Here is a 26,138-nt window from a genome sequence, read left to right on the forward strand (position 1 = left end):
GTAGGAGAAGTAACTAAAGCAGTAGGTGTATAAAGAGGTTCAATATTAAGATAAATAGCTAAAATAATACCGCCCAAAAATATTATATATTTTATTATTTTTTTTACTTTCATAATATAAAAATAATTAAACAGGAAATTGTGTTTTTTAATAAGTTGCATAAAATCGTTTTTATAGCTATATTAAAAGCCGTTTCTATAATTAAATCAATAACAAAATTATGTCGCAAAAATTAGGTTTCTGGGCGGTTTTTGCCTTAGTAACCGGCAGTCAAATCGGTACTAGCGTTTTTATATTACCGCTAAGTTTAGCACCGTTCGGTATATATAGCATTTGGGGCTGGGTACTTTCATTATTCGGTGCCATGAGTATAGCCCTTGTATTCTCATCCTTATGTGCAAAATTTCCTAAAACAGGCGGTCCGCACGTTTATGTACGAGAGAGTTTCGGGGATAAAATAGCTTTCTTCACCGGCTTCACTTACTGGGTTATATCCTTTGTTAGTACAAGTATAGTTGTCATTTCGGCAATAGGTTATCTAACGCCTTTTTTTCAATCACAAGCGATTTTGGATTTAATATTACAGATAATATTATTAGGTGCTATTACGGTTTTAAATTTAAAAGGACCTGAAGTAGCAGGAAAAGCAGAGTTTTATTTGACTCTCTTAAAATTCGTTCCGTTGCTTGTAGTAGGCTTATGTGCATTATCTCATTTTAATATAGATAATATAACTATAGCTGAAGAAGTAGAGAGTTTAAGCATTCCAACCATTATGGGAAGAGTTGCACTTCTTACTTTTTGGGGATTTATCGGTGTTGAGTGTGCAACTACCACGGTAGGAGCGGTAAAAGATCCGGCAAAAACCATTCCAAAAGCCATAATAGTTGGAACTTTCTGCGTGGCGGTGTTATATATTATCAATAGCATAGGTATAATGGGATTAATCCCCGCTTCTGAACTTATTAGCTCTAAAGCTCCTTATGCTGATGCCGCTACATTATTATTTTGGGGTAAATGGTCAAGTGTAATTACGGTTATAGCCTCGATTATATGTATAGGTACACTCAATGCTTGGGTACTAACTAGCGGACAGATTGCTCTAGGGCTTGCAGAAGACGGATTATTACCGAAATTCTTTGCTAAGAAAAATAGCAATAACGCTCCAACTAACGGAATTATTGTAAGCTGCCTTGGAATTGTGCCATTATTAATCTTTACGGCAAATGATAATTTTGCTGCACAGATTACGCAAATAATAGATTTCTCAGCGATAACATTCTTATTCGTCTATTTAATTTGTAGCTTAGCTTTCTTAAAGGTAATTTTTAGCTCAAAAGAAAATTTTTCTTATTATTATTTACTTATAGCCATAATATCGATTATCTTTTGTGTATGGGTTATCTATGAAACACCTGTTAAAACTCTAATTATAGCTAGCTCTTTTACTATTCTCGGTATTCCTTTATATTATGGATGGTATACTCGGTGAATTTCAAAAATTGGCGTCGTCGTCTAGCAATTTCTGCGGTACTCTTGCTCTTTTTGAAATTGACCTTCGTCTACCATTTTAATTTTTGATAGCGGTGGAATTGAGCCATATGATAAAAGAACGAGTTAATCTACTTAGAAGCTTATTCACAGAATATAATATAGACGGTTATATAATTCTGTCTAACGATAAATATATGAGTGAATATGTACCTGAGTATGCCAAAAGGCTTGAATATATAACAGGTTTTACCGGTTCAAACGGTATAGCTATTATATATAAAGATATAGCATTATTCTTTACTGACGGGCGTTATTTAGAGCAAGCAGCAAGAGAGCTTGATCCTACAATATTTCAAATTTTTGACTTAAAAGAGATATCTAAATTTGGTCAAGATATAAAAATAGGTTACGATCCTGAATTATTTACTTATCCCGCCATATCAAATTTAAAGTTCAATTTTCAGAAGATTAACGGAAATTTAGTTGATAAAATTTGGCATAATCAGCCATCAGAGCCAAACTCTAAAGTTTATTTACATGATATTAAATTTGCGGGTGTTAGTCATAATGATAAAATAAATAAATGTCGTGAAGTTGCATTGTCATCCCGCGGCTTGACCACGGGATCCAGTAAAAATAAAGTTGCTAATAATAATTGTTTTTTGGATCCCGCAGTCAAGCCGCGGGATGACATCGAGCAATATGCCCTAATCATTCTCGATAGCTCTTCCATATGTTGGTTACTAAATTTGCGGGCTAGTGACGTTGCTTATACACCTTTAATGTTTGCAAAAGTAATCATTACGTCTACAAAATTATATCTATTTATCGATCCTACAAGAATTGATGCCGAAATTATTAATGCACGTCCTGAAATAACAATTTTACCGGAAGAAGAATTTGAAAATATTTTAAAGAGTCATGACAATATTTTGATTGATGATACTATAGCCTCTGTGCATATAATGGACTTAATAGCTGATAAAAAAGTACAAAAAATTACCGATCCATGCTTAACGCTTAAAGCTTGTAAGAACGATGTAGAAATTAAGCATGCAATCGATTTTCATATTAAAGATGCAGTAGCTTTATGTGAGTTTTTTGCTGATTTTTCTCAATGTCATCCCCGTGAAAACGGAGATCCAGAAAAACATAATATGGATTCCCGCTTTCGCGGGAATGACATCGGGGATAATGAGAATGACGAATTGACTGAGTATTCCCTCGGTTTAAAGCTTACGGAGCAACGAGCCAAACAAGAGGGCTATGTTTCTGATAGTTTTCCTGCTATTTGCGGATTTCAGGAAAATAGTGCTATTATTCATTATAGAGCTGATCCAACAACTGCTAAAAAAATTAGAGTTCTTTCCAAATTCGCTTATAGAGAGGAATTTGAAGGAAACACTCGTACCGCAGCGTACAAAAAAGTACGTGAGGATACGAGTACCGGATTGACATACAAATTACCTCTGGAAGTAGAGTTTGGGCAGAACTTTGTAGAGCAGGGGATATTACTGATTGATTCCGGTGGTCAGTACCAAGGTGCTACTACCGATATAACAAGGACAATCGTGATAGGTACGCCGACTGATGAGCAGAAAAAGCGTTATACGCAAGTACTTAAAGGACATATTGCTTTAGCTAATGCCAAATTCCCAAAAAATATCATAGCAGGAGCTAATCTTGATATACTAGCTCGGCAATATTTATGGCAAGAAATGCTAGATTATCCACACGGTACAGGACATGGAGTAGGGAGCTTCTTAAGCGTTCATGAAGGACCGCAAAGTATCAATCTTCGTAATAAAACCGTACTGAAAGCAGGTATGATCTTATCCAATGAACCCGGTTTTTATATTTCTGGAAAATACGGAATTAGAATAGAAAATTTAATGTATGTAAAAGAAAATAGCGGATGGCTTGAATTTGAAACCTTAAGCCTAGTACCTTATGCTAGTAAATTGATTGATACGAAACTACTTAATATTGATGAAATAAATTATATTAAGGAATATTATAACAAAATTAGAGCTAAAATTTATGATTTATTATCCACGCAAGCGAGGCATTGGTTTAACAATGAAATAAATTTATTTTTACAATCATTATTGTAATTGACGTTTCCGCTATTTATTGGTATAAAGTCTATACATTTCTAATTTCTACATTGGGACGTCGCCAAGTGGTAAGGCAACGGTTTTTGGTATCGTCATTCGGAGGTTCGAATCCTCCCGTCCCAGCCATCATTACAAATAATGACGTAGCATTTAAAAAATTTTTCTAAAGTTCTATAATCTATATTATGGAAAATGAATGATAATATTGAGTTAAATGGTGCATTCGATTGGATTTGAACCAACGACCTTTGCCTTCGGAGGGCAATGCTCTATCCAGCTGAGCTACGAATGCAAAACGATTAATAAGAACGGTCCAAAATAAATCTAATAATCGAAAATAAATAATCATTCTGAACCGGAATTTTATTTAATAACTTATTTGCTTCATTTTCTAAGTTACTCAAATAACTAACTGTTTCATTATGAATTTCATGTTCAATCATCAAATCACGTACTTTAATAAACTCATCATTAGTACGCTTATCGCATTTAATTATATTTTCAAGCCAAAGCTGCTTATCTTGCTCTAGCTTATTATATAAAAAAATCAGCGGTAACGTAACTTTTCCTTCTAAGAAATCATCGCCGATATTTTTGCCTACCTGTTTATCATTACCCAAATAATCAAGTAGATCATCTATAACCTGAAATATCGTTCCGAGTAATTTTCCAAAGTCCCGCATATCTTTAGAAATATGGTCTACCTGCTCTGCTATAATAGCTCCAACTTCACAAGAAGCTCCAAATAGTTCGGCGGTTTTAGATTTAACTATTTGCTGATATTCTTCGATAGTTATAATGCGTCGTTCATTTAGCTTAACTAGCTGTACTACCTCCCCTTCGGAAATAATTGCTGAAGCTTTAGCTAGAACATTCATAGCTTTAATAGAGCCGGAAGCTACCATTAACTTAAAAGACTGACTAAAGAGGAAATCACCCACTAAAATACTTGTTTTACTTCCCCAAATAACGTTAGCCGTAGGTTTGAATCTTCTTAAAGTGCTGTCATCTACTACATCATCATGAAGCAATGTGGCGGTATGAATGAATTCAACGGCACTTGCAAGCTTTATATGATTATCGCCTTTATAATCAAACATTTTAGCGGTTATTATAGTTAAAAGCGGACGAATTCTTTTACCACCCGCCTCTAGTAAATATTTACCTACTATTTCTATTAATTCTTCATCACTTTTTAAACAGCTAATGATTAAATCGTTTAACTTAGTTACTTCATCTTTTAAATCTTGCTGTATTTTTACTATAATATTCATGGTATTTTTTAATTGCTAGATTCCCGTACTCGTTGTCATACCGCGGCTTGACCGCGGTATCCACATCAATATTTTTAACTAGACCCCGTGATCAAGTCACGGGGTGACAATGTCAGTCAACACACATTCCTCTAATATTTTTTGATTAACATTAGGAATTAACTCCATAATTTTTTCTTTTACATTTTCACCGGGTTTCACTTTTTTTACTGCTGCTTGATATAAAGATACATAATATAAAGGTATAATTTTATTTATATCATCTATATTACCTATTTTAGCTTTGTTTAAATCGGATAAATTAAACTCATACTCAATGCTAGCATCAATTAAATTAGATGAGTTCGGGTGATCGGAAATGGTTTTTAAAAATGATTTTAGAGCATCTCCGTATACTTCTTTGCTCTCGTTAGATAAGTTTTTAAAATCACCTACCCCATATACATATAGACTTAAAACATCTATTATTTTGGAGTAATCATTAATTACTATCGTACCTTTACTGTAAGAATCTTTAAGAGCATTTACTATAGTTTCATTTGTTATATTAAATCCCGATGCGTTTGAATATAGACTTAAAGCATTTATCTGTGCTCTAGTTAATTTATTTAATTCAGTAACTAAATTAATATTTAAATTAAAATTATATTGCCTATCTTCAAAAATACTAAAATTATATTGTTTATTATTATTTAAAATATAGCTTAGTTCATTATTAAAATCTTTATATAGATTATTATCGGAAAGTTTAAACAGATAGGTTTGCCTATCGTAATATTTCTTTATAAATTCTAATGAACCTATTATAAAACCCGGTTTTAGCTTAAGTTGCGAATCTATCAAAAGATCAATATTATTATTGCCGAAATCGTTTAACTTACCTTTATATAATAAATTAATATTATTTTCAAAGTTATTACTATTTATTTTTGCATTAGTAACTTCAATTGTTAAATCTTTAGCAATATCTTTAAAATGCAAACTACTAGTACTAATCAAGAAATTACCGGAAAATTTGAAATTATTATTCCAAGCGGGTCTATATAATAATAAGCCGGCAGGTATTATTCTATCTTCAAGGTTACTTTTTACTATTTCGGTTTCATAATAAATTTCTAATTTTTGCGGTATATTATCAAGGAAATCCTGTTTACTTGTATAATACTTACTTTTGTCAAATAACATAGTAAGTATAGTATGATCTTCTTCATATAATTTTTGATTATCTACTAAGTCAAAAATTTCTGTTTTACCGGAAGTAAATTTAATATTTTCTATTAAATTTATAACTTCAAATAAATCTTTTTTTGATCGTACTATTTCAAATAATTTAAAATTTAACGGTATTTTTGTTGATAATATACAGTTCTCATTATAAAATCTTACTCCAAACCCTCTTTCAACCGGCTTAAATTTTCCGAATGCTTCTCCGGAAAAATTTATAAATAATTTCTGCTTAAGTAAATCATAACCGATATTTATCGGTGTGGTAAATTCAATTGCTCTATTAATACTCTCTTCTTGCCAATTAATTACCGAAATACCTAATTTAAAAGGAAAACCATATGGCTGAACTTTAGAAAATTTAATAAGATATTGCTGATTAGGATTATTATCAGTCTCTTCTATATTAAGGTTGGTACCGGCATATTTTTGATTTATAGAGTGTGATAAAGAGAACATAATAGTAAACCATAGCCCACTATATGCGAGTATAATAAAGATAGTTATAAATAATATTATTTTAAGAATTTTTTTCATTATTTTAGTATTTTTGTATGTCTATGTCATTCCCGCGTAGGCGGGAATCTAGGGTAAAGTGAGATAACTCGAGCTTTTCAAAAAATATTTTAAAAAGTTTTAAAATAATGGATTCCCGCCTACGCGGGAATGATATAGAAACCATATTTTCTACTTACACAGCTCTATATATTCCTTATTCAATTTTATAACGTTCCAAATCCATAAACTCATCATAACTATAAAAATTACTAATAAATATATTATAATAGAATCAAAGGTAGCAGTCGGAATAATAATAAATATCAAAGACTGAATAAATGCTCCAAGCGATTTACCGAATTTAGTACCTATTACCTCTACGGCAGCTTTTCCCTTAGTTCTAAGCTCTAAAGATAAAGGAATATACGCCATTTCTTTTGTTGAATCGAATAATGAGTATTTGGACGATTTACTAAGTATGTTCTGAATAGCTCCAACAATAATCGCTGCATATAGAAGATTAAAATCACCGAAACATGCTCCTATTTCTTCAATAAAAATTATAAAGATAAAAAACATCAAGCCGGTAATAGACAACATAATAGGAGTTAATAATGCAGAAATGAGCCAACCGAGTCGTCTAAGGATATTGCTGCCTATTACCATGAAAGTAACGCATGATATCCCCATCCAAATATTAAACCTGCCCATAAAGTTAACATAGTCTATAGTGTTTGGATGTAATTCTTTTATTTTTGCTTTCCAAGGTCCTTCGACTATATTTATTAATAATCCATAACAAATTATTAGTAAAGCAATACGACCTATATATTTTGAGTGAATTACTAATTTGATACTTTCAATTACCGAAAGTTTTGTTTTCGTTTTAGCCGTAACTTTTTTTGTATCTAAAACATTTATGGAATCCGTTACAATAAATCTATTTATTATTCTAAATAGAAGCATAGCAATTATTCCTGCAGCAACAATAATTGACATGATAGGCTGAAGCATTATAGCATTTCCGGCAGATGAATTAAAATAATCCGGTAATAATTCTGAATCAATGACCTCCTGCCTGCTTGAGAAAAAGACAAGTACGCTACCTGCTATTATAAGACCTATATTACCGACCATTCCAAGAACTGGATAGAATCTTTTAGCTTTAGAAGTATCAAAAATGTGATTGGCAAACTGCCAAAACATTAAGTTTATGACTACTGCACTCCATAGTTCCGAGAAAATATACATCAGTGCATAACTCCATTTACTACCTATTTTAATGAACCATTTAAAATTAGGGTATGAAGCAATTAAATTATTTATCATTTCATCGTTAGGATGATAAATATCTTGATTGGGATAAATAATATAGGCAAATAATACGAAAAATAGTAAAAAACTGCCGACTATAATGTAGAAAATATATTCAAAATTTAATTTATTACTAAGCTTAACATAAAGTACGGTAAAAATTACGCACGAGGGTAATACTAACCATAATTTTAAGAAACTAATAATTTCGGCCCCCATAGAGGGTACTACTAAACTATCTTTGATAGATCTTAAAGCTCCAAAATTAAAAAGGATACATAACATCATTAAAGCCATAGGTATAAATAGCTTTAATTCTTTCCTTTCTATAGGCCAAATTATTTCTTTAACTTTTTCAAAGAAAATTTTAGGCGGTAACATTTTTATTGTAACCTTACATATTAAAGTTAACTTTTAAATCTCTTAAGTGCTAAAGTCAATTAAAATAATTAATTTATACTACTCCAAGGTGTTATTTCTCTATATCGCCAGTAATATTTTGTGATTTTATCTAATTTGTCCTGATTTGTCTTCCATAGTTCCTGCTTATCGGTAGTCCATGGCTTTTAGGTCCTGCATAGTGTAAAATGAAGTAAGAAAAATAAGGGCTTTGATTCTCAAAATATGTAAAAAAGTTCCATCTCATCGATAAGGGATAAATATACTTCTTCAACATGAAGAGTTGTTAAAATGATTAGGCACAATGGTTTGAAAATTGTCATTTACCAATGAAGAAATTTTATTTTTATATTTTTCAACGCGAATTTAGGATAAGGAAAATTTAGGATAAGGAAGAAGAGAAGCATGGAATAAGAATAAAGTATTTACAAGTTAAGAGTGTTGGGTTACTGAAGTTTTTCAACAAAAAAACAAGAACCCAACAATGAAAAAATGTATCACAACTTTATTTTAGATACTAGACAATTTTTGTGAAATATATGAAGAATGGGAGAAGCAAAAATTAATACCAACAGATAGAAAACGCCGGAGAGAAGGGAATTTAAGCCTTTCAGAACTTTTAACTATCGTATTATATTTTTATATATCGCCGTGCAAAGATTTTAAGAATTATTATTTATATCACTTATCATATAAATATAGAGGTTATTTTAAATTACCAAGTTATAGTCGAATAATACAATTATGGTCAAGATTAATTCTACCGCTTGGTTATAATGTTGCAACTATTTAGAGGAGAGGAAACAGGAATTTATTGCATAGATTCAACTAAATTATCGATATGTCATACAAAACGTACAAATAGCAATAAAGTATTTAGTGGTATACTTCTTTTACCTGAAGAATTGGTAGTATTAGATATTAATTATCCATAAGAACATTGATTATTCGCTCATCTAAATATTCATTTTCCAACTTTTCAAGTTAAAGAAGTATATAGCTAAAATAGGGATGAGTAGTTATGGATGGTTTATGGGGTTTAAGTTGCATATAGTAATTAACAATAAGGGAGCGATTATGGCGATCAAAATTACCAAAGCAAATAATAGTGATTTATCGGTAGCAGACGATATAACTGATGGATTACAAGGTAAACTCTTTGGTGATAAGGGATATATTTCTAAGGAATTATTTACTAAATTATTAGGTCGTGGATTACGCTTATTTACAGGAATTAGAAAAGATATGAAGAATCATTTATTGGAAATGGAAGATAAAATACAGCTTAGAAAAAGGTCGTTGGTTGAGTCAGTATTTAATGTCCTAAAAATAATATGAATCTTGAACACTCAAGGCATCGATCACCTACTAATTTTTTAGTTCATATTCTAGCTTGTGTTAATGCTTTTAATATTACTAAAACTAATATTTTAAACTCTTTTTTCGATAATCTTAAACTCTTCTTATCCTAAACTGGTGTTATCAGCCAAATAACGTTCTAATTCTCGATCAGATAAGTCTTCCATAAATTGTAGAAGTAAACATTTAAATAACCTCAATGCTCCATAGCCTTTATAATTAGCTTCAGTTTCTATCGCTAATAACTCTCTTTCAACTACTTTGAAATTAAATTAACTTTTAAATTTACGATATTGATGTTCCGGGCTAACTAATTCATCTAAACTGACCATTGTTATTTGATGCTCTGACATTTTTTACTTTCTTATTTTTTTATCACATTATAACCTTTTACTCTTCATAGCTCAACACTCCCTTTATTCATTTTTTTCTCATATTAATTTATGAACCTCTATATACAATATATAATATGATAGTTCAACTATTAATTGTAATTTTTTATATTTTATTATTCAGAGAAACATAAGAACACTCTATGTTTCTTGACAAATGCTATGCTTTTATATATGCTTCTTCGTATGTTAGCAGCAAGAAATAAGGCTTAGAAATAAGTACTTCAAGCTTAGCACCCGTAGCTCAATTGGATAGAGTATATGACTACGGATCATAAGGTTAGGGGTTCGACTCCTCTCGGGTGCGCCATTCTTCATTTTTCGGTATTTCTACAAAGGTGTCAAACGGTGGACGCAGCATAAAGTCAAGCTTTTAACCGTTTAACTGAAATACTAATTGTCTTTCACCAAGTCTCTAAACTAAGCAATTTTTCTCTTTCTTCTAAATAGTAAATTTACCACCTTATAAAAAGAAATATTAATAATTTAATTAAGCAACAAGCCGCCTTAATCTCATTCATTTTTAACTGTGGTAGCGGGGCATTTCAAGCATCAACCTTGCGGCAGAAACTGAACCTGGTAATAAGTTAGAATAAAGAAATAACTTATAGGAGATAAAATGACTAAGAAACAGATACGGAATTTCAGTGCTGAAGAGAAGACAAAGATAGTGTTAGAATTATTAAAAGAAGAAGTAACAATATCACAGTTATCGTCTAAATATGAGGTGAGTAGCAATAGTATATCACATTGGAAGAAACAATTTTTATCAAATGCATCAATAGCATTTGAACCAGCTAAGGTAGTGAGTGAATATCAAGAACAAATTAAAGAACTTAAGGAGCAAAATGATGCGTTGGCAAAGGCTTTAGGAAAAACTACAATTGAAAGAGATTGGGCTGTGGGAAAGCTCAGAAGCTTGGATTTATCAAATAGAAAGAGTCTTGTCATATCCAAGCTAGAACAGTTACCAAAGACAAGACAATGTGAATTATTAGGGGTTAACCGTTCTTCAACATATTATAAAGAACAATCACTTAGTAGCTATAATTTAAATATGTTAAATAGAATAGATGAGATATATACAGATAATCCAGAATTTGGTTATCGTTATATGTATCAGCAATTATTAGAAGATGGTTTTAAGATAGGTCAAGACCGAGTGCTAAAATATATGAGATTAATTGGTATTGAAGCGATATACCCTCATAAAAAGAAACTGGCTACTATAAAAGATAGTGAGCATAAAATATACAGCTACCTACTTGATAAATACTGGATCACAACTGATAAAACTAAGAAAGTAGTTGTTTCTACTGCTAATCAGGTCTGGAGCGGAGATATTACATATATTCGCACTAACGGAGGCTTTATGTATCTAGCAGCCATTATAGATTGGCATAGCAAAGCCATATTAAGCTATAAACTGTCGAATAGCATGGACGGGACATTAGTAACTGATATATTGAAGGAAGCATTAAATAAGTATCAAGCTCCACAGATATTTAATAGTGATCAAGGTAGTCAATATACCAGTAATGATCATATACAGATTCTTAAAGATTATAATATTCAGATATCAATGAATGGTAAAGGCAGAAGTATTGACAATATTGTTATTGAGCGTTTCTTTAGGACGCTGAAATATAATTGTATATTTATTAATGATTATCAAAATATAGGAGAGCTTAAAGAGGGTATCAATGATTATATCAGTAAATATAATTATCAGAGATTTCATTCAAGTATTGGGTATAAAAAACCCATGAATGTCTATCTCGATAGTATACAATATCATACACAAATGGCAGCTTAATTTTGAACAAAATTACCAAGTAAATTGCTCAAAATCTTGGCTTGATTTTTCAGTCCATTATAATTTATCAATGAAGAAATTTTATTTTTATATTTTTCAATATTTTCAAAAAATATTCGTATAGAATCAGTAAATGTGGTTCTGTCAGATTCTTTGTGTAAGTACGATTTCGCCATTTGTCCAATTTTGTAAATTAGTATCACAAAGGATTGCAAATTGATTTAAAGCCATTGCCCAATTCTTAATAGGCATTGTCCATTTTTTAGAGGCATTTGTCAATGCCAAAAAGATTATTTTCTGCATTGATTTATCATCTGGAAATACTCCCTTATTTTTAATAATTTTACGAATTTGACGGTTAGTGGATTCAATAGCATTAGTAGTGTAAATCGCCTTTCTAATGTCTTCTGGAAAGCTAAAAAATGGAGCTATGCCAGACCAATTTCGTTGCCATATATCAAAAATAACTGGATATTTTTCATCCCATTTTTTGGCAAAGTTTTGTAATTCTCTCAATCCCTCTGCTTCATTTATTGCAGAATAAACTGCCTTTAAATCAGCTGTTACCGATTTTAAATCTTTGTATGATACGTATTTTACAGAATTTCTTACCATATGCACAATACACAACTGTACTATGGTTCTTGGAAAAATGCTATTTATCGCCTCTGGAAAACCTTTAAGACCATCAACACATGCAACATATATTTGTTCAACTCCTCGATTCTTCAGTTCTGTTACTACCTGCATCCAAAATTTAGAACCCTCATTCTTACCTATCCAAATACCTAATAGCTCCTTCTTGCCTCCCATATTAACTCCTATAGCCATATATATTGCTTTATTTATTATTACATGCGTATCTCTTGCTTTAACATGAATACAATCTAAGTACATTATAGGATATATACTTCTTTAACTTGAAAAGTTGGAAAATGAATATTTAGATGAGCGAATAATCAATGTTCTTATGGATAATTAATATCTAATACTACCAATTCTTCAGGTAAAAGAAGTATACACTATCAAGTGCTCTATTCTGCCAGGCAGTAACTTCCTCTAAAATACCATCAGTTACCTTTGATATTAACTCAGATGATACCTTGGTAGCATATAGTTCTTCTAAGTGTCCTTGTATTTCCCTAATGGTCATTCCCCTAGCATATAAGGATATTACTTTATCATCAAATCCTTCAAATTTTCGTACTCCTTTTGGAATGAGTTGAGGTTCAAATTCTCCATCCCGATCCCTTGGCACTTCTACTGTCAATTTACGACCTTCAGGATCTATTAAAGTCTTTTCATAATTGCCATTACGTCTATTCTCTGACTCCTTGGCATTCTTAGAATGCTTCTCATAACCTATATGAGATTCCATTTCTTTCTCTAAAATCTTATTTACTATCTGCTTTTTAAATTCCTGAAATATCCCTTCTTTGCCAAATATCTCAGATGGATCACTTTGTGATAGTATTTCTGATACTACTTTTTCTATAGTCGGATTTGATACTTTGCTCTTATTCTTCATATTAGCCTCATGTAAGTTGTTTTAATTAATTTTATTCTTAACTATTTTTACAACTTACACAAACTTTCTGACACCCTCATATATTGGTATTGCCAAAAATCAATTCTCGGAATTTATGAATGCTATATGTTTTAATTTGAAACGCTTAACCGTTTTAACGGCTAGCTAATATTATAATGGATAACGCATAGATAATAACAAAATCTCCACTGATTTTTACTAATTTTGTATATATACTTCTTTTACCTGAAAAATTGGTAGTATTAGATATTAATTATCCATAAGAACATTGATTATTCGCTCATCTAAATATTCATTTTCCAACTTTTCAAGTTAAAGAAGTATACTGAACAAAAATTATCTTAATTTTAAACACTATTTCTTCCAAAAAAATATCCTTCCTATAATTCTCTACTTAATTTCTTATCTCTCAACACTTCCATTTATGCATTCTGTTGTAAGTAACAATAAATTTTATGCGAATTTTGAGACATTTACTGATTCTATACGAATATTTTTTGAAAATATTGAAAAATATAAAAATAAAATTTCTTCATTGGTAAATGACAATTTTCAAACCATTGTGCCTAATCATTTTAACAACTCTTCATGTTGAAGAAGTATAGACAGAATAATAAGGAGTTTTAAGAATGCAATAGAAATTTAACTAAAAGTATGAATAAATGAATTGAGGAGGATTTAAGGAATATATAAAGTTAATTTTTTTGATAATATTTAAAATTCGGAATTTAAAAGAGATTTAATACAAAAATTAGACATTTTGGAACATAAAAGGAACATTCAAAGTTTTTGCTAAATTTCAAAAAGCTCCGAAACCCTTGTAGGAACTGGTGGAGGCAAAGGGAATCGAACCCTTGACCCTCTGCGTGCAAAGCAGATGCTCTACCCCTGAGCTATGCCCCCGATTGTGTAGAAGATATATTGTTTGTAAGTAATTAAGATAAGCTTTTAACTAACCCCCAAGGCAATGGCTGACCGTTACTTCCTACGACTAAATCCCCGGAAGATTCATATTCAGCAGCTAGAAAGGAATTTTGAGCAGCAATAAGCTTTACCGGTTTGATTTTCTGACCGTTATGAAAATATTCTTTAGCCTGTTCCCTAGAAGTCGGATTATTTTTGGAAGCTATTTTTGCTTTAGCTTTAGACATACACTATTAACTTTTTCTTAAACTTGTGAAGAATATAAAACTTTTTCCTAAACTTGTCAATAACTACCGTCTAGTAATATCTCAGAAAATGATTATTCTTCCGTTATTATTCGCTTTCACCGGCTAACGCTACTTTAAATTCTGCTATTTCTGATACCGTTTTTCCGTCATATATACTAAACCTTATTCCTTTAAACTCTACTTTTGCGTTGATATCAGCACCATATGATAATAACAGCTTATATATTTCATCATCCTTAATATCTTTAGAAGTATATCGAACGTTTTTAGCAACCGCATGTAAAGGTGTTTCTCCGGATTTTCTTTGATCAACCGCAGCTCCTTTCTCAAGTAATAGTTTTGCTACATTCAAGTACTTACCGCTTACAGCTTCATATAAAGGTGACCCTAGCAAAGCTCCCTCGTAACCGTTTACTGCAGCTCCTTTTGCTATTAGATATTCTGCCACTTCATAATGTCCATAACGTGCAGCCGTATTTAAAGGAGTGTCCTTAAAAACATCACAACACATATTAACGTTTGCTTTTTTTGCTTTAACTAGCCAGTTAGCAACTTTTATTGCGTTATTTGAAGATGCTGAAAATAATTCAGTAGTAGATATTGTTCGTAATTTATTTAAACCTTTTATTACATCTTCTCTATCAAGAGAGATAGCTTCTTTTAAAACATTTTCAAAACCATATCGATTTACATAAGACTTGATATCTTTTGATAACAGAGTTAAATTACACTTTAATAGTTCCTTTATCATATTCTACATAAAGAAATTACTCGTTAACTAAATTTATCTAACTTTAAATACTTTGATAAGGTATCCCTTCTTGTGCTGCCACTCTTTTTATATGATTCAAATCATGTAACGGCAATCTAATATTAATTCTTTCAGATTTTTTAAAAAAAATTAGCAGCTGCAATTTTAGCTATCTCTTTTTGCTTTTTTAGCTCTTCTTCAGGTAGTTTTACAAGTTCACCTTTTTCAAAATAATCTAATATTTCTTGCTCTTCCTCTATTAATTTATATTTCTTCATAGTTTTTTACCTTTAGCTTTAAATTTATTAGTACTTAAATATGATTTTAAAAGAATTACTAACCTCTCGGTGTCATTCTCGCGTGGCATTGTTGCATGGTTCAATTTCACTTCTGTCATCCCGTGGCTTGACCACGGGGTGACCACAGTGGGTTTTACCGATCCACGCAATAAAGCCTTCTCGCGTAGGCGGGAATGACATAAACGAGCCATGCAACAACATCGACATTCAGTAGAAATGACACTAAACCCCTATTAAACAATTCGCTTCAAGCAAATTCTTTCGGTGATTTCTTTAAGTTTTTCTACTCTTTCAATTAAGTATAAAAGCTGTTCTTTTGTAATTTTATAGTTTTTATCATACCTCGCATCAACATAAGCTTTCCGAAGTAATTTAAAACATTCTTTTTGTTCGGAAGTTGCCATAGGAAACACTTGCAATAACTCATTATTATAATTTGCAGCTCTACTACCTAACTTTTTTATATCATGCAATTTAGGCTTATAATTAGAAAAAACTAATAAAATAGTGCTATACAAACTTTCGGTAGCTTGATGTAGTTCAAAAGCACATTTATTTAAATTACCTCTTAGTAAAATGTTATGAACATCAATAAGACATTCATTAGCATGTTTAAACCACTCTTCATAATATTTTTTAGCAATTTCTTTCATCTCACTCCAAGGTAAATCTTTAGCTTCACTAAGTGTAAATTCCTTGCTATTATATAAAAGAATACCTTCTTTCTTAATATCGGTGAAAAAATAACGCCCTTTCTCTAACTGACTATTCACCTCGTCTATTGATTCAAGAATTATGGATATCTCTGAATCATACGGGATAATCTGATCTTTTATTACTCCTGTTTTCTCTAACCTCTTATATATATTATCTTCTAACCTTAAAGTAGCATGTCCTTTATATTTACCTTTTTTTAGAATTATTAAAATATCGGTATCGCTATGGTAACCGTTAGGTAAATCACGTACCCAATCGCCTCTTGCAAAAGAGCCGTATAAGATAATCATAGCGATTTTATCCTGCGCAATATCTAAAATCTGCTGTACTATAAAATTAAGCCTAGCTTGGATTTTTAGAGAACGTTCAGGTAAAGTGGTTTTCATTATAATACTCTTATGTCATTCCCGCGTAGGCGGGAATCCAGCATAAAGCGAGATAAATCGAGCTTTAAAAAAATATTTAAGATCAAGGTTTTATTCAAATAAAGCTTAAAAGGCTTTAAAGTACTGGATTCCCGCCTACGCGGGAATGACATAAACGAGCCACACAACAAACGCAGCTTTTAGCTAGGAATGACATCGAGTAAAAATCGTAGCGTATTATAGGTTTTCATCTATTCATTTGCACCATGACAATATTTATATTTCTTGCCTGAACCGCACGGACATAGCTCATTACGAGATACCCTCCCCCAGCTAGTAGGATCATCAGGGTTTCTATCTTTTGGGTCAATACGTGATACGACTGGTTTAAGGTCAGTCTCAAGGCTACTTCCTGCGTTATATTTACTAAATGCCGGATCTTCTCGACTCTCACGCATATTTTTCTGAAGTTTTTTATGCTCAAGTGAAACATCTTCTTTTTGAATATGTTTTAAGTCAATATAGAAGTGATATACTGTTTGAATAAATAATTCTTTTAAATTATTAAGCATCTGCTCGAATAAGTTAAATGCTTCTCTTTTATATTCGCTAAGAGGGTCTTTTTGAGCATAAGCTCTAAGCGATATGCCTTGTCTTAAATGATCTAAGCTATATAAATGATCTTTCCAAACTTGATCAAGAGTAGTTAGTAAAATATATTTCACGGCATTATGCATTAACTCGCTACTATAAGCTTCTTCTTTTGACTTATATATATCATGAGCCGTTTGTATAACGATTTTCGTGATTTCTTCTTCCGTTACGTCATTTTTACTTACTAAATTATGATCAAATTTCATAGAAAAGACACGATACAATTCTACGCTTAAATTTTCTATATCCCAATCTTCTCTATAAGAGCCTACCGGCATAAAAGTTAATACTATCTTTTTAGCGAGTTCCTCAGTAGTACTATTTAAGAAACCGTGACTATCTTTAGATTTAATAATTTCAGTACGTTGCTCGTATATTATCTTACGTTGGTCATTCATTATATCATCAAAACGTAATAAATTTTTACGCATCTCGTAGTTATGTCCTTCAACTTTTTGCTGAGCTTTCTCAAGTGAACGACTAATCATCGGATGGTGGATAGCCTCTCCATCTTTCAATCCAAGTGTTCTAAGAACTCCTGATATACGATCTGATGCAAAAATACGCATTAAATCATCATCAAGCGATAGGAAAAACTTAGTTTTTCCTGGATCACCTTGTCTACCCGATCTTCCTCTTAGCTGATTATCTATCCTACGGCTTTCATGCCTTTCCGTACCTATCACAAATAACCCGCCTGCTTCAATAACTTGCTTCTTTTCTGCGGCAATTTGAGCTTTTATTTCAGCTGTTTTAGCTTCATAATTATGATCTTTATCTAGCTGCTCTATTAACATTTCAGGATTACCGCCAAGCATAATATCGGTACCTCGCCCTGCCATATTAGTTGCAATCGTTACTGCCTTAAACCTACCTGCTTGAGCAATAATAAAAGCTTCCTGCTCATGAAACTTAGCATTTAATACTTTGTGAGGGATTTTTTCTTTATTTAAAACGCTTGAGAGCTCTTCTGACTTTTCTATGCTTATCGTACCGACAAGTATAGGCTGACCACGATCGTAACAATCCTTAATCAGCTTTAATATAGCATCATATTTTTCTTTTTTACTACCGTAAATCTCATCATCAAGGTCAAGCCTTGTAACTTTATTATGGGTTGGAACTGCAACCACATCGAGATTATATATGTCTTTTAATTCAGGTGCTTCGGTCATAGCCGTACCGGTCATACCTGATAATTTAGGATAATTACGAAAATAATTTTGGAAAGTAATTGATGCAAGAGTTTGGTTTTCATTTTGAATTTTCACATTTTCTTTTGCTTCTAATGCTTGATGTAACCCTTCCGAATATCTACGCCCCTCCATTACACGACCGGTAAACTCATCGATAATCATTACTTTACCTTCACGCACCAAATAATCTACATCAATAGTAAACATATTATGAGCTCTTAAGGCTTGATTAACATAATGTACTAAAGTTAGATTCTCAAAATCATATAAACCGGAATCAGGCTTTATAAGATGTTCTTTACTTAAAAGTGATTCTATATGTGTAATACCGGTTTCCGTTAAATTGATAGTTTTTAATTTTTCGTCTTTTTCAAAATCACTTGTATTAAGCAGGCGTACAATTTTATCAATTTTACCGTATAATTCCGAATTATCATTAACCGGACCTGATATAACGAGCGGAGTTCTGGCTTCATCTATCAAAATCGAATCAACCTCATCGATGATAGCAAAATTAAAAGGACGAAGTACTCGCTCCTGCAAGCTATACTTCATATTATCTCTTAAATAATCGAAACCGAGTTCATTATTTGTTGCATGAGTAATATCGGCATTATAGGCGGCTCGTTTTGCTTCATCAGGCATACCGGCAACAATACATCCAACCGATAAACCTAAAAAATTGTAAATTTTACCCATGGAAGCAGAATCACGGCTTGCCAAATAATCATTCACGGTTACAACATGTACACCTTTTCCGGTTAAAGCATTTAAATAAGCAGGAAGCGTTGCAACTAAGGTCTTACCCTCACCGGTACGCATTTCGGTAATCATGCCTCTATGTAATATAAGACCGCCTATAAGCTGAACATCAAAATGACGCATACCGCAAACTCTTCTAGCCGCTTCCCTAACTACCGCAAACGCCTCATATACTATATCGTCTAAAGTAGCTCCGTTTTTAAGCTTTTCTTTAAACTCTACAGTTTTATTCTTTAACTCCTCATCTGATAATTTTTGTATAGCAGGCTCAAGCGAGTTAATTTTTGTAATTTCAGAAAATAGTTTTTTTACAGTACGATCATTTGCAGTACCGAAAAGTTTTTTTAAAATAGAAAGCATCAAAGTCCTTATGATATTTTTAGTATTTTAGTACTTAAATATAGGTATATTTTATAAAATTATCAAATGTTATAATTTTATTTAAATGAATAATTTTTTATTGAAAGGCATTTTTTTACTACAAATATTTGTAAATTATTATTTAATAAATAAAATATTCTCAAATAGCTGTTGACGGTTATATATTATTTTTATAAAATTTGAGCTTATGTTTAACACAATTATGAGTCATAAATGAAAAAATTATCTGTTATATTTTTATCAGTTAGCATGCTTTCCGGTATTGCTTTTGCCGATAAAAACAAAGTAGTTGCTACCTATAAAGGCGGTGAAGTAAAAGAATCGCAAATTATGAAAGAATTTAAGCCTCAGCTTAATCTTCAATCAGGTGAAACAATCAAAAATTTTGATGATTTTCCACCGCAAGATCAGGAAAAATTAATAAAAATTTATGTTAATAATATTTTGTTAAAAGAAGAAGTTGCTAAGTCAAATATTACTTCTTCTAAAGAATTCCAAGAAAAACTTGAAAATGCAAAAAATCAATTAGCTCAACAAGAATTACTAGCAAATTATATAAAATCTAATATTACAGATAAGATGTTTGATGACGAATATAATAAATATGTCGGTAATCTTAAAGGTAAAGAGCAAATAAAAGTTGCTCATATTTTAGTTAAATCTCAAAAAGAAGCTAACGATATAAAGACCAAATTAAGCAAAGGTGGAAATTTCACTAAGCTTGCAGAAGAATTATCTCTTGATAAAGCTTCAGCTTCAAATGGCGGAGTTATAGGTTACATTCTATTAAATCAACCTGGACAGTTAGTACCGGAATTTGAGAAGAAAGCTTTTGCTTTAAAAGTAAATGAAGTTTCAACTCCCGTAAAAACCGATTTCGGTTGGCATATTATCAAAGTGCTTGAGAAAAAACCTGTGCCTATTCCAACAAAAGAAGAAGCAAAAGTAACTATTGATAATATATTAGCTGCAGAAGTACTAAAGAAATATATTTCTGATTTAGAAGCTAAAGCTGATTTAAAAATCATGTTACCTAAAGCAGACAGCAAAGCTGGATCGTAATTTATATTTCGTTATTAAACGTACTCGGTGTCATACCGTGGCTTGACCACGGTATCCAAAAAAATAATTAAAAATACTAATAATTTTAGTATTTTTAGCTGGATCCCGCGATCAAGTCGCGCGGGATGACGGCAGTGAAATTGATCCACGTAAGGTCAATGCACCCGCCTACGCGGGAATGACACTATAACTCCCCCTCGACTACAGCAAATGCTACACATACAGGATAATCATCAGAAAGAGAAAGGTGAATATTAAAAGGTGGGAGTTTGTTTGTATAGTTTGAACTAACTTCTACTATAGGCTTGCCCAAATTATCATTTAGTATAGTAATATCTTTTAAATTTATACCTTGACCTATACCGACTCCAAAGGCTTTACTTACAGCTTCTTTAGCAGCAAAACGCTTTGCTAAAAATACAGCATGACCTGTTTTGTCCAATAAACCAAACTGCACTAACTCCTTTGAAGTTAGAATTTTTTTAGCAAAAAGTTCCGGATATAAATGGAATATTTTTTCGATTCTAGGAATTTGTACTATATCAGTACCGACACCGATAAGCATTTACTTATCTTCAAAATCATCACCGGTCTCATCAATAAAAATTTGATCATCTAAATCAGAGTGATCTTCCGTTATACAAACCTCAGGTAAATACTCAAATTTTTCTTCTATATCTTCTGATTCATCCTGATTAACAATCGGCTCTATCATAGTTTTTGTACGCAGACTGTTTATTAGGTCTTGTTCTAACTGTTCTACCGATACTTTTCCGGCAGCAATTCTACGTAATGCGCTAACAGGAGGTTTATCACGCTTTTCTTTTTTGATTTGATTAGTTTCTACTTTATAATTTAATAATTTAGCATATCTTGTTGCTAGTACAACAAGCCGAAACCTATCCGGTATAATTTTATTACAATCTTCTGCCGTAATTCTTGCCATAATTTTCTCCGTTAAAATTTTTTCAGTGTCATACCGTGGCTTGACCACGGTATCCAGAAAAATAATTTAAAATACTAATTAATTAGTATTTTAAGCTGGATCCCGCGATCAAGTCGCGGGATGACAGAGGTAGAACCTCATAACACCAATTGACTTATTATACTCTTTTTATATCCGCACCGCAATTACTTAATTTTTTTTCTAAATCTTGAAAGCCACGATCCAAGTGATATATTCGGTGTAATACGGTTTTGCTATTAGTACTAAGACCGGCGAGTATCAGCGATACCGAAGCTCTAAGGTCGCTTGCCATAACTTCTGCTCCTTTTAACATTTCTACACCTCGAACGACCGCCTTATTACCTCGTACTACTATATCTGCTCCCATTCTACATAATTCAGGGACATGCATGAAACGATTTTCAAAAATATTCTCGGTAATCATTGAAACACCGCTACTAAGCGTCATAAGGCTCATAAATTGTGCTTGCAAATCAGTAGCAAAGCCAGGATAGGGATTAGTTTCTAAATCAACTGAATTTAACTTCCCTTCATAAGTTACTTGCACTCCGTTATTGATTGGCACGACTTTTATACCCGTTTCAATGAGTTTTAAAGCTATATTTTCTATAATATGGTAATCAATCCCACAAATTTTTACATCACCTTTAGTAATGGCAGCAGCAAACATATAAGTACCGGCTTCGATACGATCAGAAAGTACTTTATAGCTCGCTTTATTCAAAGAATCCTTACCTTTAATTGTTATTTCGCTAGTGCCGACACCTACAATATCGGCTCCCATTTTGATAAGGCAATGACATAAATCAACTATTTCCGGCTCCAGGCCGCAATTAAAAAGCACGGTTTCTCCCTCTGCTAAAACAGCTGCAAGTATTGCATTAATCGTAGCACCTATGGAAACTTTATCAAAAGCAAAATGAGTACCTTTTAAGCGTCCTTTACTTGAAGCGTTAATATAACCGTCTTCTATTTCAATCGTAGCTCCCATAGCTTTTAATACGGCAATATGCAAATCTACTTGCCTTGCTCCAATAGCACAACCACCCGGAAGCGATACTTTTGCTTTACCGTATTTAGTAAGCAAAGGACCAAGCACCCAAATCGATGCTCTCATTTTACGAACTATTTCATAATTTGCGGTAAAGTTATTTATATTTCTGGTATCAATTATAAGCTCAAATTCATCTTGATGTTCTAATATTTCAATATCTGCCCCGTGACTTCTTAGCAAATCTTTCATAGTACTAACATCCGTTAACTTTGGAACATTAGTAATATACAGTTTATCGGTAAGAATAGACGCCGCCATAATAGGTAATACGGCATTCTTAGCACCGCTAATATTAATACTACCTTTAAGAGGCTTACCGCCGTGAATAATTAATTTTTGCATAAGTTATTTGTAATGAGAATTGGTTTTTAGAACAATGTCACCCCGTGGCTTGCTCCTCTAGTGTACGAACGTTCAGGATGTCATTCCTGCGAAAGCAGGAATCCATAGAACTATTCAATTAAATCTTTCCATTCAGGGTTAGCTTTTTCTATCAGTTCTATTTTTCAGCTACGTTTCCACTTTTTCAAGTTTTTCTCTCTTGTAAGTGCTTCTTTAATATCAGTAAATTCTTCTGTATAAACAAGCTTTATAATATAATATTGTTAGTAATACCAATATATAAAGTACCATGCTTATTAGAGCATAATATATATACCCAATACATTTTTTGTTTTATTTTATGGATTCCTGCTTTCGTAGGAATGACATCGAATGCCTTTTCCGAGCCGTGTGCAACAACACCTACAGTCGCTTAGCTCGACGATTTGCGTAATAATGACGCTGTACTATACATCCAAATTCACGACATTTAACGCATTCGCTTGGATAAACAATCTACGAGGTTCAACAACGTCACCCATTAAAGTAGAGAAAATGCCTTCCGCTTCATCGACCTCCGCAACTCTTACCTGAAGCAAAGTTCTTTTTGCAGGGTCAAGAGTAGTTTCCCATAATTGGTCGGAATTCATCTCACCAAGACCCTTAAAACGCTGGATGTTTATTCCTTTTTTCCCACATTCTATAATGGTAGTTAATAACTGGCTTGCTGTTAAAATACCGAATTCCTGACTTTTCACTATAAGCTTTAATTGCTTACTGAATATATCAAAAATTGTTAAAGCAAGCTTTGATATTTGTATAAACTCAAATGATTCTAACTGCTCTTTCAACAATATTTTACTTTCTTTTAAACCCCTACTAAAACGGAAGAACTCTATTTTATTTTCATGTTTTAAAATTTCCCAGCTAGTTTTATCAGGTGACTCTTCTAAGCTATTTAAAACATCTAAAGCTTTTTCAAGTCTTAAGTCACTTTCAGCTTCAAATATTTTGTTATTAATTAAGTCATTAATTGCAAGAATTTCAGTAATTGAGCGATTAAATTTTTTGCTAGCATGATCAAGCAAGCCGTTAAACTTAACTACTTTATTAATTAGCTCTTCTAAATTATCGCCTACTAACTGTTCTTTACCGTCTAGAGTTAAGGTTGCATCATTGATAGTTGATTTTATCAAATAATCTTGCAAAGCTTGCTCATTCTTTAAATAAAGCTCGGCTGCTCCTTTCTTTACCTTATAAAGCGGCGGCTGGGCTATATATAGATAGCCTTTATTTATTAGCTCAGGCATATGACGATAGAAAAATGTAAGCAATAAAGTTCTAATGTGCGAGCCATCAACATCAGCATCAGTCATAATAATAACTTTATGATATCTAAGCTTTTCTAAAGAAAATTCTCGCTCAACACTAATTCCAAGAGCTGTAATTAACGTACCGATTTGATCCGAACCGAGCATTTTGTCAAACCTTGCTCGCTCAACATTCAAAATTTTACCACGCAGAGGCAATATAGCCTGAATTTTACTATCCCTACCCTGCTTTGCAGTACCGCCCGCAGAGTCTCCCTCAACAATAAACAATTCTGAAATTGCCGGATCTTTTGCATGGCAATCGGCAAGCTTACCGGGTAAGTTCGAGACTTCTAAGGCTGATTTTCTTCGAGTTAGCTCCCTCGCTTTTCTAGCAGCTTCACGAGCATTAGCTGCTTCCATAATCTTAGCTATAATTGCCTTTGATTCCGCCGGATGCTCTTCAAACCACTCAAGAACCTTTGTATAAACGGCATTTTCAACAACCGGTCGTACTTCGGAGCTTACTAGCTTATCTTTTGTTTGAGAGGAAAATTTAGGATCAGGAACTTTAACGGAAAGTACGCAACATAAGCCTTCTCTAGTATCCTCACCGCTAAAGTCATTTTTAGATTTTTTATTAAGACCCGTAGTATCAAGGTAAGAGGTAATAACACGTGTTATCGCTGATTTGAAAGCACTAAGATGAGTTCCGCCGTCACGCTGCCTAATATTATTAGTAAAGCATAAAATATTTTCATGATAAGAATCGTTCCAGTGCATCGCAAGCTCAAGACTGATACCGGACTCAGCATTCTCCGTATTAACTACTATACATGGATGGATAGCATGCTTCGCTCTGTCTATATATTTTACATAAGCTTCTATACCGCCTGTATAATAAAACTCTACTTCTTTAACTTCTTCAAAGCGATTATCGACGAGTAAAATCTTTACACCTGAATTTAAAAAAGCAAGCTCTCGAAGACGATGCTCTATAGTGCCGAAATCAAATTCTATATTAGTAAATGTTTCTACAGACGGAAAAAAAGTAACTTCCGTACCTTTTTTATCAATATTTTCTTTGACAATAGCAAGCGGAGCTTCTGTTATACCATTATTAAATCTAATCAAATATTCCTTATTATTACGCCAAATACGTAATTCAAGCCACTCTGAAAGAGCATTCACAACCGATACGCCGACACCGTGCAGACCGCCTGAAACCTTGTAGGAGTTCTGATCAAACTTACCGCCGGCATGAAGCTGCGTCATAATAACTTCAGCTGCCGATATTCCTTCTTCTTTATGAATTTCAACGGGTATACCTCGCCCGTTATCAGATACGGTTACCGAACCGTTTTTATTTAATGTTACTCTTACTAGATCACAATAACCGGCAAGCGACTCGTCGATAGCGTTGTCGACTACTTCATAAATCATATGATGTAGACCCGACCCGTCTCCAACGTCCCCGATATACATTCCCGGTCTTTTTCTTACGGCTTCAAGACCTTTTAAAACCTTTATAGAATCAGCACCATATGATGATTCATTAAATTTTTCTTCAATTTCCGACATAATCCGACACAATATTTATTTGTTGCTAGAAACAATAAAAATAACTATAACGTAACTTATTAGAATAGTAAAGTTTCTTGATTTAAAATTAGTGGCATTACCTCACCGAT

Annotated in this window: 24 protein-coding genes, 4 tRNA genes and 4 pseudogenes; 10 read left to right on the plus strand and 22 right to left on the minus strand. The window is 32.5% G+C overall.

What is annotated here, in order from left to right; translation table 11 throughout:
• Positions 1-220 precede the first annotated feature (220 nt).
• From AC5584_RS03985 to AC5584_RS03995, 3 genes are all read left to right on the plus strand, one after another.
• Complete coding sequence (locus AC5584_RS03985) at positions 221-1,492, plus strand: APC family permease (protein WP_499216885.1); 1,272 nt, start codon at positions 221-223, stop codon at positions 1,490-1,492.
• Positions 1,493-1,601: 109 nt separating this feature from the next.
• Positions 1,602-3,608 carry a M24 family metallopeptidase gene (locus tag AC5584_RS03990; RefSeq protein ID WP_499216886.1) on the plus strand — a complete coding sequence of 669 codons (2,007 nt, stop codon included), beginning with the start codon at positions 1,602-1,604 and terminating at the stop codon, positions 3,606-3,608.
• Between the two features lie 54 nt (positions 3,609-3,662).
• Positions 3,663-3,737, plus strand: a tRNA-Gln gene (locus tag AC5584_RS03995).
• Between the two features lie 89 nt (positions 3,738-3,826).
• Here the strand turns inward: AC5584_RS03995 and AC5584_RS04000 are convergent.
• The 5 genes and pseudogenes from AC5584_RS04000 to AC5584_RS04020 form a co-directional block, all read right to left on the minus strand.
• Positions 3,827-3,903: transfer RNA gene (locus AC5584_RS04000), tRNA-Arg, on the minus strand.
• Positions 3,904-3,910: 7 nt separating this feature from the next.
• The gene (locus AC5584_RS04005) at positions 3,911-4,885 is read right to left on the minus strand and encodes a polyprenyl synthetase family protein (protein ID WP_499216887.1); all 975 of its coding nucleotides are present in this window, start codon (positions 4,883-4,885) and stop codon (positions 3,911-3,913) included.
• A 96-nt stretch (positions 4,886-4,981) separates the two neighbouring features.
• On the minus strand, positions 4,982-6,646 hold the full coding sequence (locus AC5584_RS04010; protein WP_499216888.1) for a hypothetical protein: 1,665 nt from the start codon (positions 6,644-6,646) through the stop codon (positions 4,982-4,984).
• A 150-nt stretch (positions 6,647-6,796) separates the two neighbouring features.
• The gene (gene tlc3, locus AC5584_RS04015; protein ID WP_499216889.1) at positions 6,797-8,302 is read right to left on the minus strand and encodes a nucleotide exchange transporter Tlc3; all 1,506 of its coding nucleotides are present in this window, start codon (positions 8,300-8,302) and stop codon (positions 6,797-6,799) included.
• Between the two features lie 68 nt (positions 8,303-8,370).
• Positions 8,371-8,591 (minus strand): annotated as a pseudogene (locus AC5584_RS04020) (glycosyltransferase family 8 protein); the annotation flags it as partial.
• 243 nt (positions 8,592-8,834) lie between these two features.
• Here AC5584_RS04020 and AC5584_RS04025 point away from each other — a divergent pair.
• Positions 8,835-9,792 (plus strand): annotated as a pseudogene (locus AC5584_RS04025) (IS982 family transposase).
• Here the strand turns inward: AC5584_RS04025 and AC5584_RS04030 are convergent.
• Complete coding sequence (locus AC5584_RS04030; RefSeq protein ID WP_499216953.1) at positions 9,784-9,915, minus strand: transposase; 132 nt, start codon at positions 9,913-9,915, stop codon at positions 9,784-9,786. The pseudogene AC5584_RS04025 and the gene AC5584_RS04030 overlap by 9 nt on opposite strands.
• Positions 9,916-10,304: 389 nt before the next feature.
• Here AC5584_RS04030 and AC5584_RS04035 point away from each other — a divergent pair.
• The 3 genes and pseudogenes from AC5584_RS04035 (at position 10,305) to AC5584_RS04045 (ending at position 11,887) form a co-directional block, all read left to right on the plus strand.
• A tRNA-Arg gene (locus tag AC5584_RS04035) sits at positions 10,305-10,381 on the plus strand.
• A 167-nt stretch (positions 10,382-10,548) separates the two neighbouring features.
• Positions 10,549-10,647 (plus strand): annotated as a pseudogene (locus AC5584_RS04040) (glycoside hydrolase family protein); the annotation flags it as partial.
• 43 nt (positions 10,648-10,690) lie between these two features.
• On the plus strand, positions 10,691-11,887 hold the full coding sequence (locus tag AC5584_RS04045) for an IS3 family transposase (protein WP_499216242.1): 1,197 nt from the start codon (positions 10,691-10,693) through the stop codon (positions 11,885-11,887).
• Here the strand turns inward: AC5584_RS04045 and AC5584_RS04050 are convergent.
• The 3 genes from AC5584_RS04050 to AC5584_RS04060 all read right to left on the minus strand — a co-directional run bounded on the left by AC5584_RS04050 (position 11,884) and on the right by AC5584_RS04060 (position 13,415).
• Positions 11,884-12,063 carry a hypothetical protein gene (locus tag AC5584_RS04050; RefSeq protein WP_499216890.1) on the minus strand — a complete coding sequence of 60 codons (180 nt, stop codon included), beginning with the start codon at positions 12,061-12,063 and terminating at the stop codon, positions 11,884-11,886. The genes AC5584_RS04045 and AC5584_RS04050 overlap by 4 nt on opposite strands.
• Positions 12,032-12,784 carry an IS256 family transposase gene (locus tag AC5584_RS04055; RefSeq protein WP_499216314.1) on the minus strand — a complete coding sequence of 251 codons (753 nt, stop codon included), beginning with the start codon at positions 12,782-12,784 and terminating at the stop codon, positions 12,032-12,034. Before AC5584_RS04055 ends, AC5584_RS04050 begins: the two co-directional genes overlap by 32 nt.
• Before the next feature lie 94 nt (positions 12,785-12,878).
• Positions 12,879-13,415 carry a transposase gene (locus tag AC5584_RS04060; protein ID WP_499215983.1) on the minus strand — a complete coding sequence of 179 codons (537 nt, stop codon included), beginning with the start codon at positions 13,413-13,415 and terminating at the stop codon, positions 12,879-12,881.
• 445 nt (positions 13,416-13,860) lie between these two features.
• Here AC5584_RS04060 and AC5584_RS04065 point away from each other — a divergent pair, with 445 nt between their 5' ends.
• Complete coding sequence (locus AC5584_RS04065; RefSeq protein WP_499216891.1) at positions 13,861-14,031, plus strand: hypothetical protein; 171 nt, start codon at positions 13,861-13,863, stop codon at positions 14,029-14,031.
• A 233-nt stretch (positions 14,032-14,264) separates the two neighbouring features.
• On the opposite strand, the gene AC5584_RS04070 is transcribed toward AC5584_RS04065, so the two are convergent.
• The 8 genes from AC5584_RS04070 to secA all read right to left on the minus strand — a co-directional run bounded on the left by AC5584_RS04070 (position 14,265) and on the right by secA (position 19,712).
• Positions 14,265-14,339 (minus strand) — tRNA-Ala (locus AC5584_RS04070).
• Positions 14,340-14,371: 32 nt separating this feature from the next.
• On the minus strand, positions 14,372-14,587 hold the full coding sequence (locus AC5584_RS04075; protein WP_499216892.1) for a hypothetical protein: 216 nt from the start codon (positions 14,585-14,587) through the stop codon (positions 14,372-14,374).
• A 106-nt stretch (positions 14,588-14,693) separates the two neighbouring features.
• On the minus strand, positions 14,694-15,359 hold the full coding sequence (locus AC5584_RS04080) for an ankyrin repeat domain-containing protein (RefSeq protein ID WP_499216893.1): 666 nt from the start codon (positions 15,357-15,359) through the stop codon (positions 14,694-14,696).
• A 140-nt stretch (positions 15,360-15,499) separates the two neighbouring features.
• Positions 15,500-15,637 (minus strand): hypothetical protein, encoded by a 138-nt coding sequence (locus AC5584_RS04085; RefSeq protein WP_499216894.1) that lies wholly within the window; start codon positions 15,635-15,637, stop codon positions 15,500-15,502.
• The gene (locus AC5584_RS04090) at positions 15,634-15,849 is read right to left on the minus strand and encodes a hypothetical protein (RefSeq protein ID WP_499216895.1); all 216 of its coding nucleotides are present in this window, start codon (positions 15,847-15,849) and stop codon (positions 15,634-15,636) included. Before AC5584_RS04090 ends, AC5584_RS04085 begins: the two co-directional genes overlap by 4 nt.
• 42 nt (positions 15,850-15,891) lie before the next feature.
• A complete protein-coding gene (locus AC5584_RS04095) occupies positions 15,892-16,761 on the minus strand; it encodes a HEPN domain-containing protein (protein WP_499216896.1) in 870 nt (289 codons plus the stop codon).
• Positions 16,761-16,913: a hypothetical protein gene (locus AC5584_RS04100; protein WP_499216897.1), complete on the minus strand. Its 153-nt coding sequence runs from the start codon at positions 16,911-16,913 to the stop codon at positions 16,761-16,763. Before AC5584_RS04100 ends, AC5584_RS04095 begins: the two co-directional genes overlap by 1 nt.
• A 78-nt stretch (positions 16,914-16,991) precedes the next feature.
• On the minus strand, positions 16,992-19,712 hold the full coding sequence (gene secA / locus AC5584_RS04105; RefSeq protein WP_499216898.1) for a preprotein translocase subunit SecA: 2,721 nt from the start codon (positions 19,710-19,712) through the stop codon (positions 16,992-16,994).
• Positions 19,713-19,946: 234 nt separating this feature from the next.
• Between secA and AC5584_RS04110 the strand changes: the two genes are divergently transcribed.
• Both AC5584_RS04110 and AC5584_RS04115 read left to right on the plus strand, forming a co-directional pair.
• Positions 19,947-20,795, plus strand: coding sequence for a foldase protein PrsA (locus AC5584_RS04110; protein ID WP_499216899.1), 849 nt, complete (start codon positions 19,947-19,949; stop codon positions 20,793-20,795).
• Positions 20,796-20,822: 27 nt separating this feature from the next.
• On the plus strand, positions 20,823-20,924 hold the full coding sequence (locus tag AC5584_RS04115; protein WP_499217115.1) for a palindromic element RPE4 domain-containing protein: 102 nt from the start codon (positions 20,823-20,825) through the stop codon (positions 20,922-20,924).
• A gap of 55 nt (positions 20,925-20,979) precedes the next feature.
• On the opposite strand, the gene acpS is transcribed toward AC5584_RS04115, so the two are convergent.
• From acpS to gyrB, 5 genes and pseudogenes are all read right to left on the minus strand, one after another.
• Positions 20,980-21,360, minus strand: a complete 381-nt coding sequence (acpS, locus tag AC5584_RS04120) for a holo-ACP synthase (RefSeq protein WP_499216900.1) — start codon at positions 21,358-21,360, stop codon at positions 20,980-20,982.
• Positions 21,361-21,741 (minus strand): DNA-directed RNA polymerase subunit omega, encoded by a 381-nt coding sequence (gene rpoZ, locus AC5584_RS04125; protein WP_499216954.1) that lies wholly within the window; start codon positions 21,739-21,741, stop codon positions 21,361-21,363.
• Between the two features lie 157 nt (positions 21,742-21,898).
• Positions 21,899-23,158, minus strand: a complete 1,260-nt coding sequence (gene murA, locus AC5584_RS04130; protein WP_499215974.1) for a UDP-N-acetylglucosamine 1-carboxyvinyltransferase — start codon at positions 23,156-23,158, stop codon at positions 21,899-21,901.
• A gap of 164 nt (positions 23,159-23,322) precedes the next feature.
• Positions 23,323-23,483 (minus strand): annotated as a pseudogene (locus tag AC5584_RS04135) (GIY-YIG nuclease family protein).
• 121 nt (positions 23,484-23,604) lie between these two features.
• Positions 23,605-26,028, minus strand: coding sequence for a DNA topoisomerase (ATP-hydrolyzing) subunit B (gyrB, locus tag AC5584_RS04140; RefSeq protein WP_499215975.1), 2,424 nt, complete (start codon positions 26,026-26,028; stop codon positions 23,605-23,607).
• Positions 26,029-26,138 lie beyond the last annotated feature (110 nt).

This window comes from Rickettsia endosymbiont of Villa modesta, assembly GCF_964026485.1.
Classification (GTDB): Bacteria; Pseudomonadota; Alphaproteobacteria; order Rickettsiales; family Rickettsiaceae; genus Rickettsia; species Rickettsia asembonensis.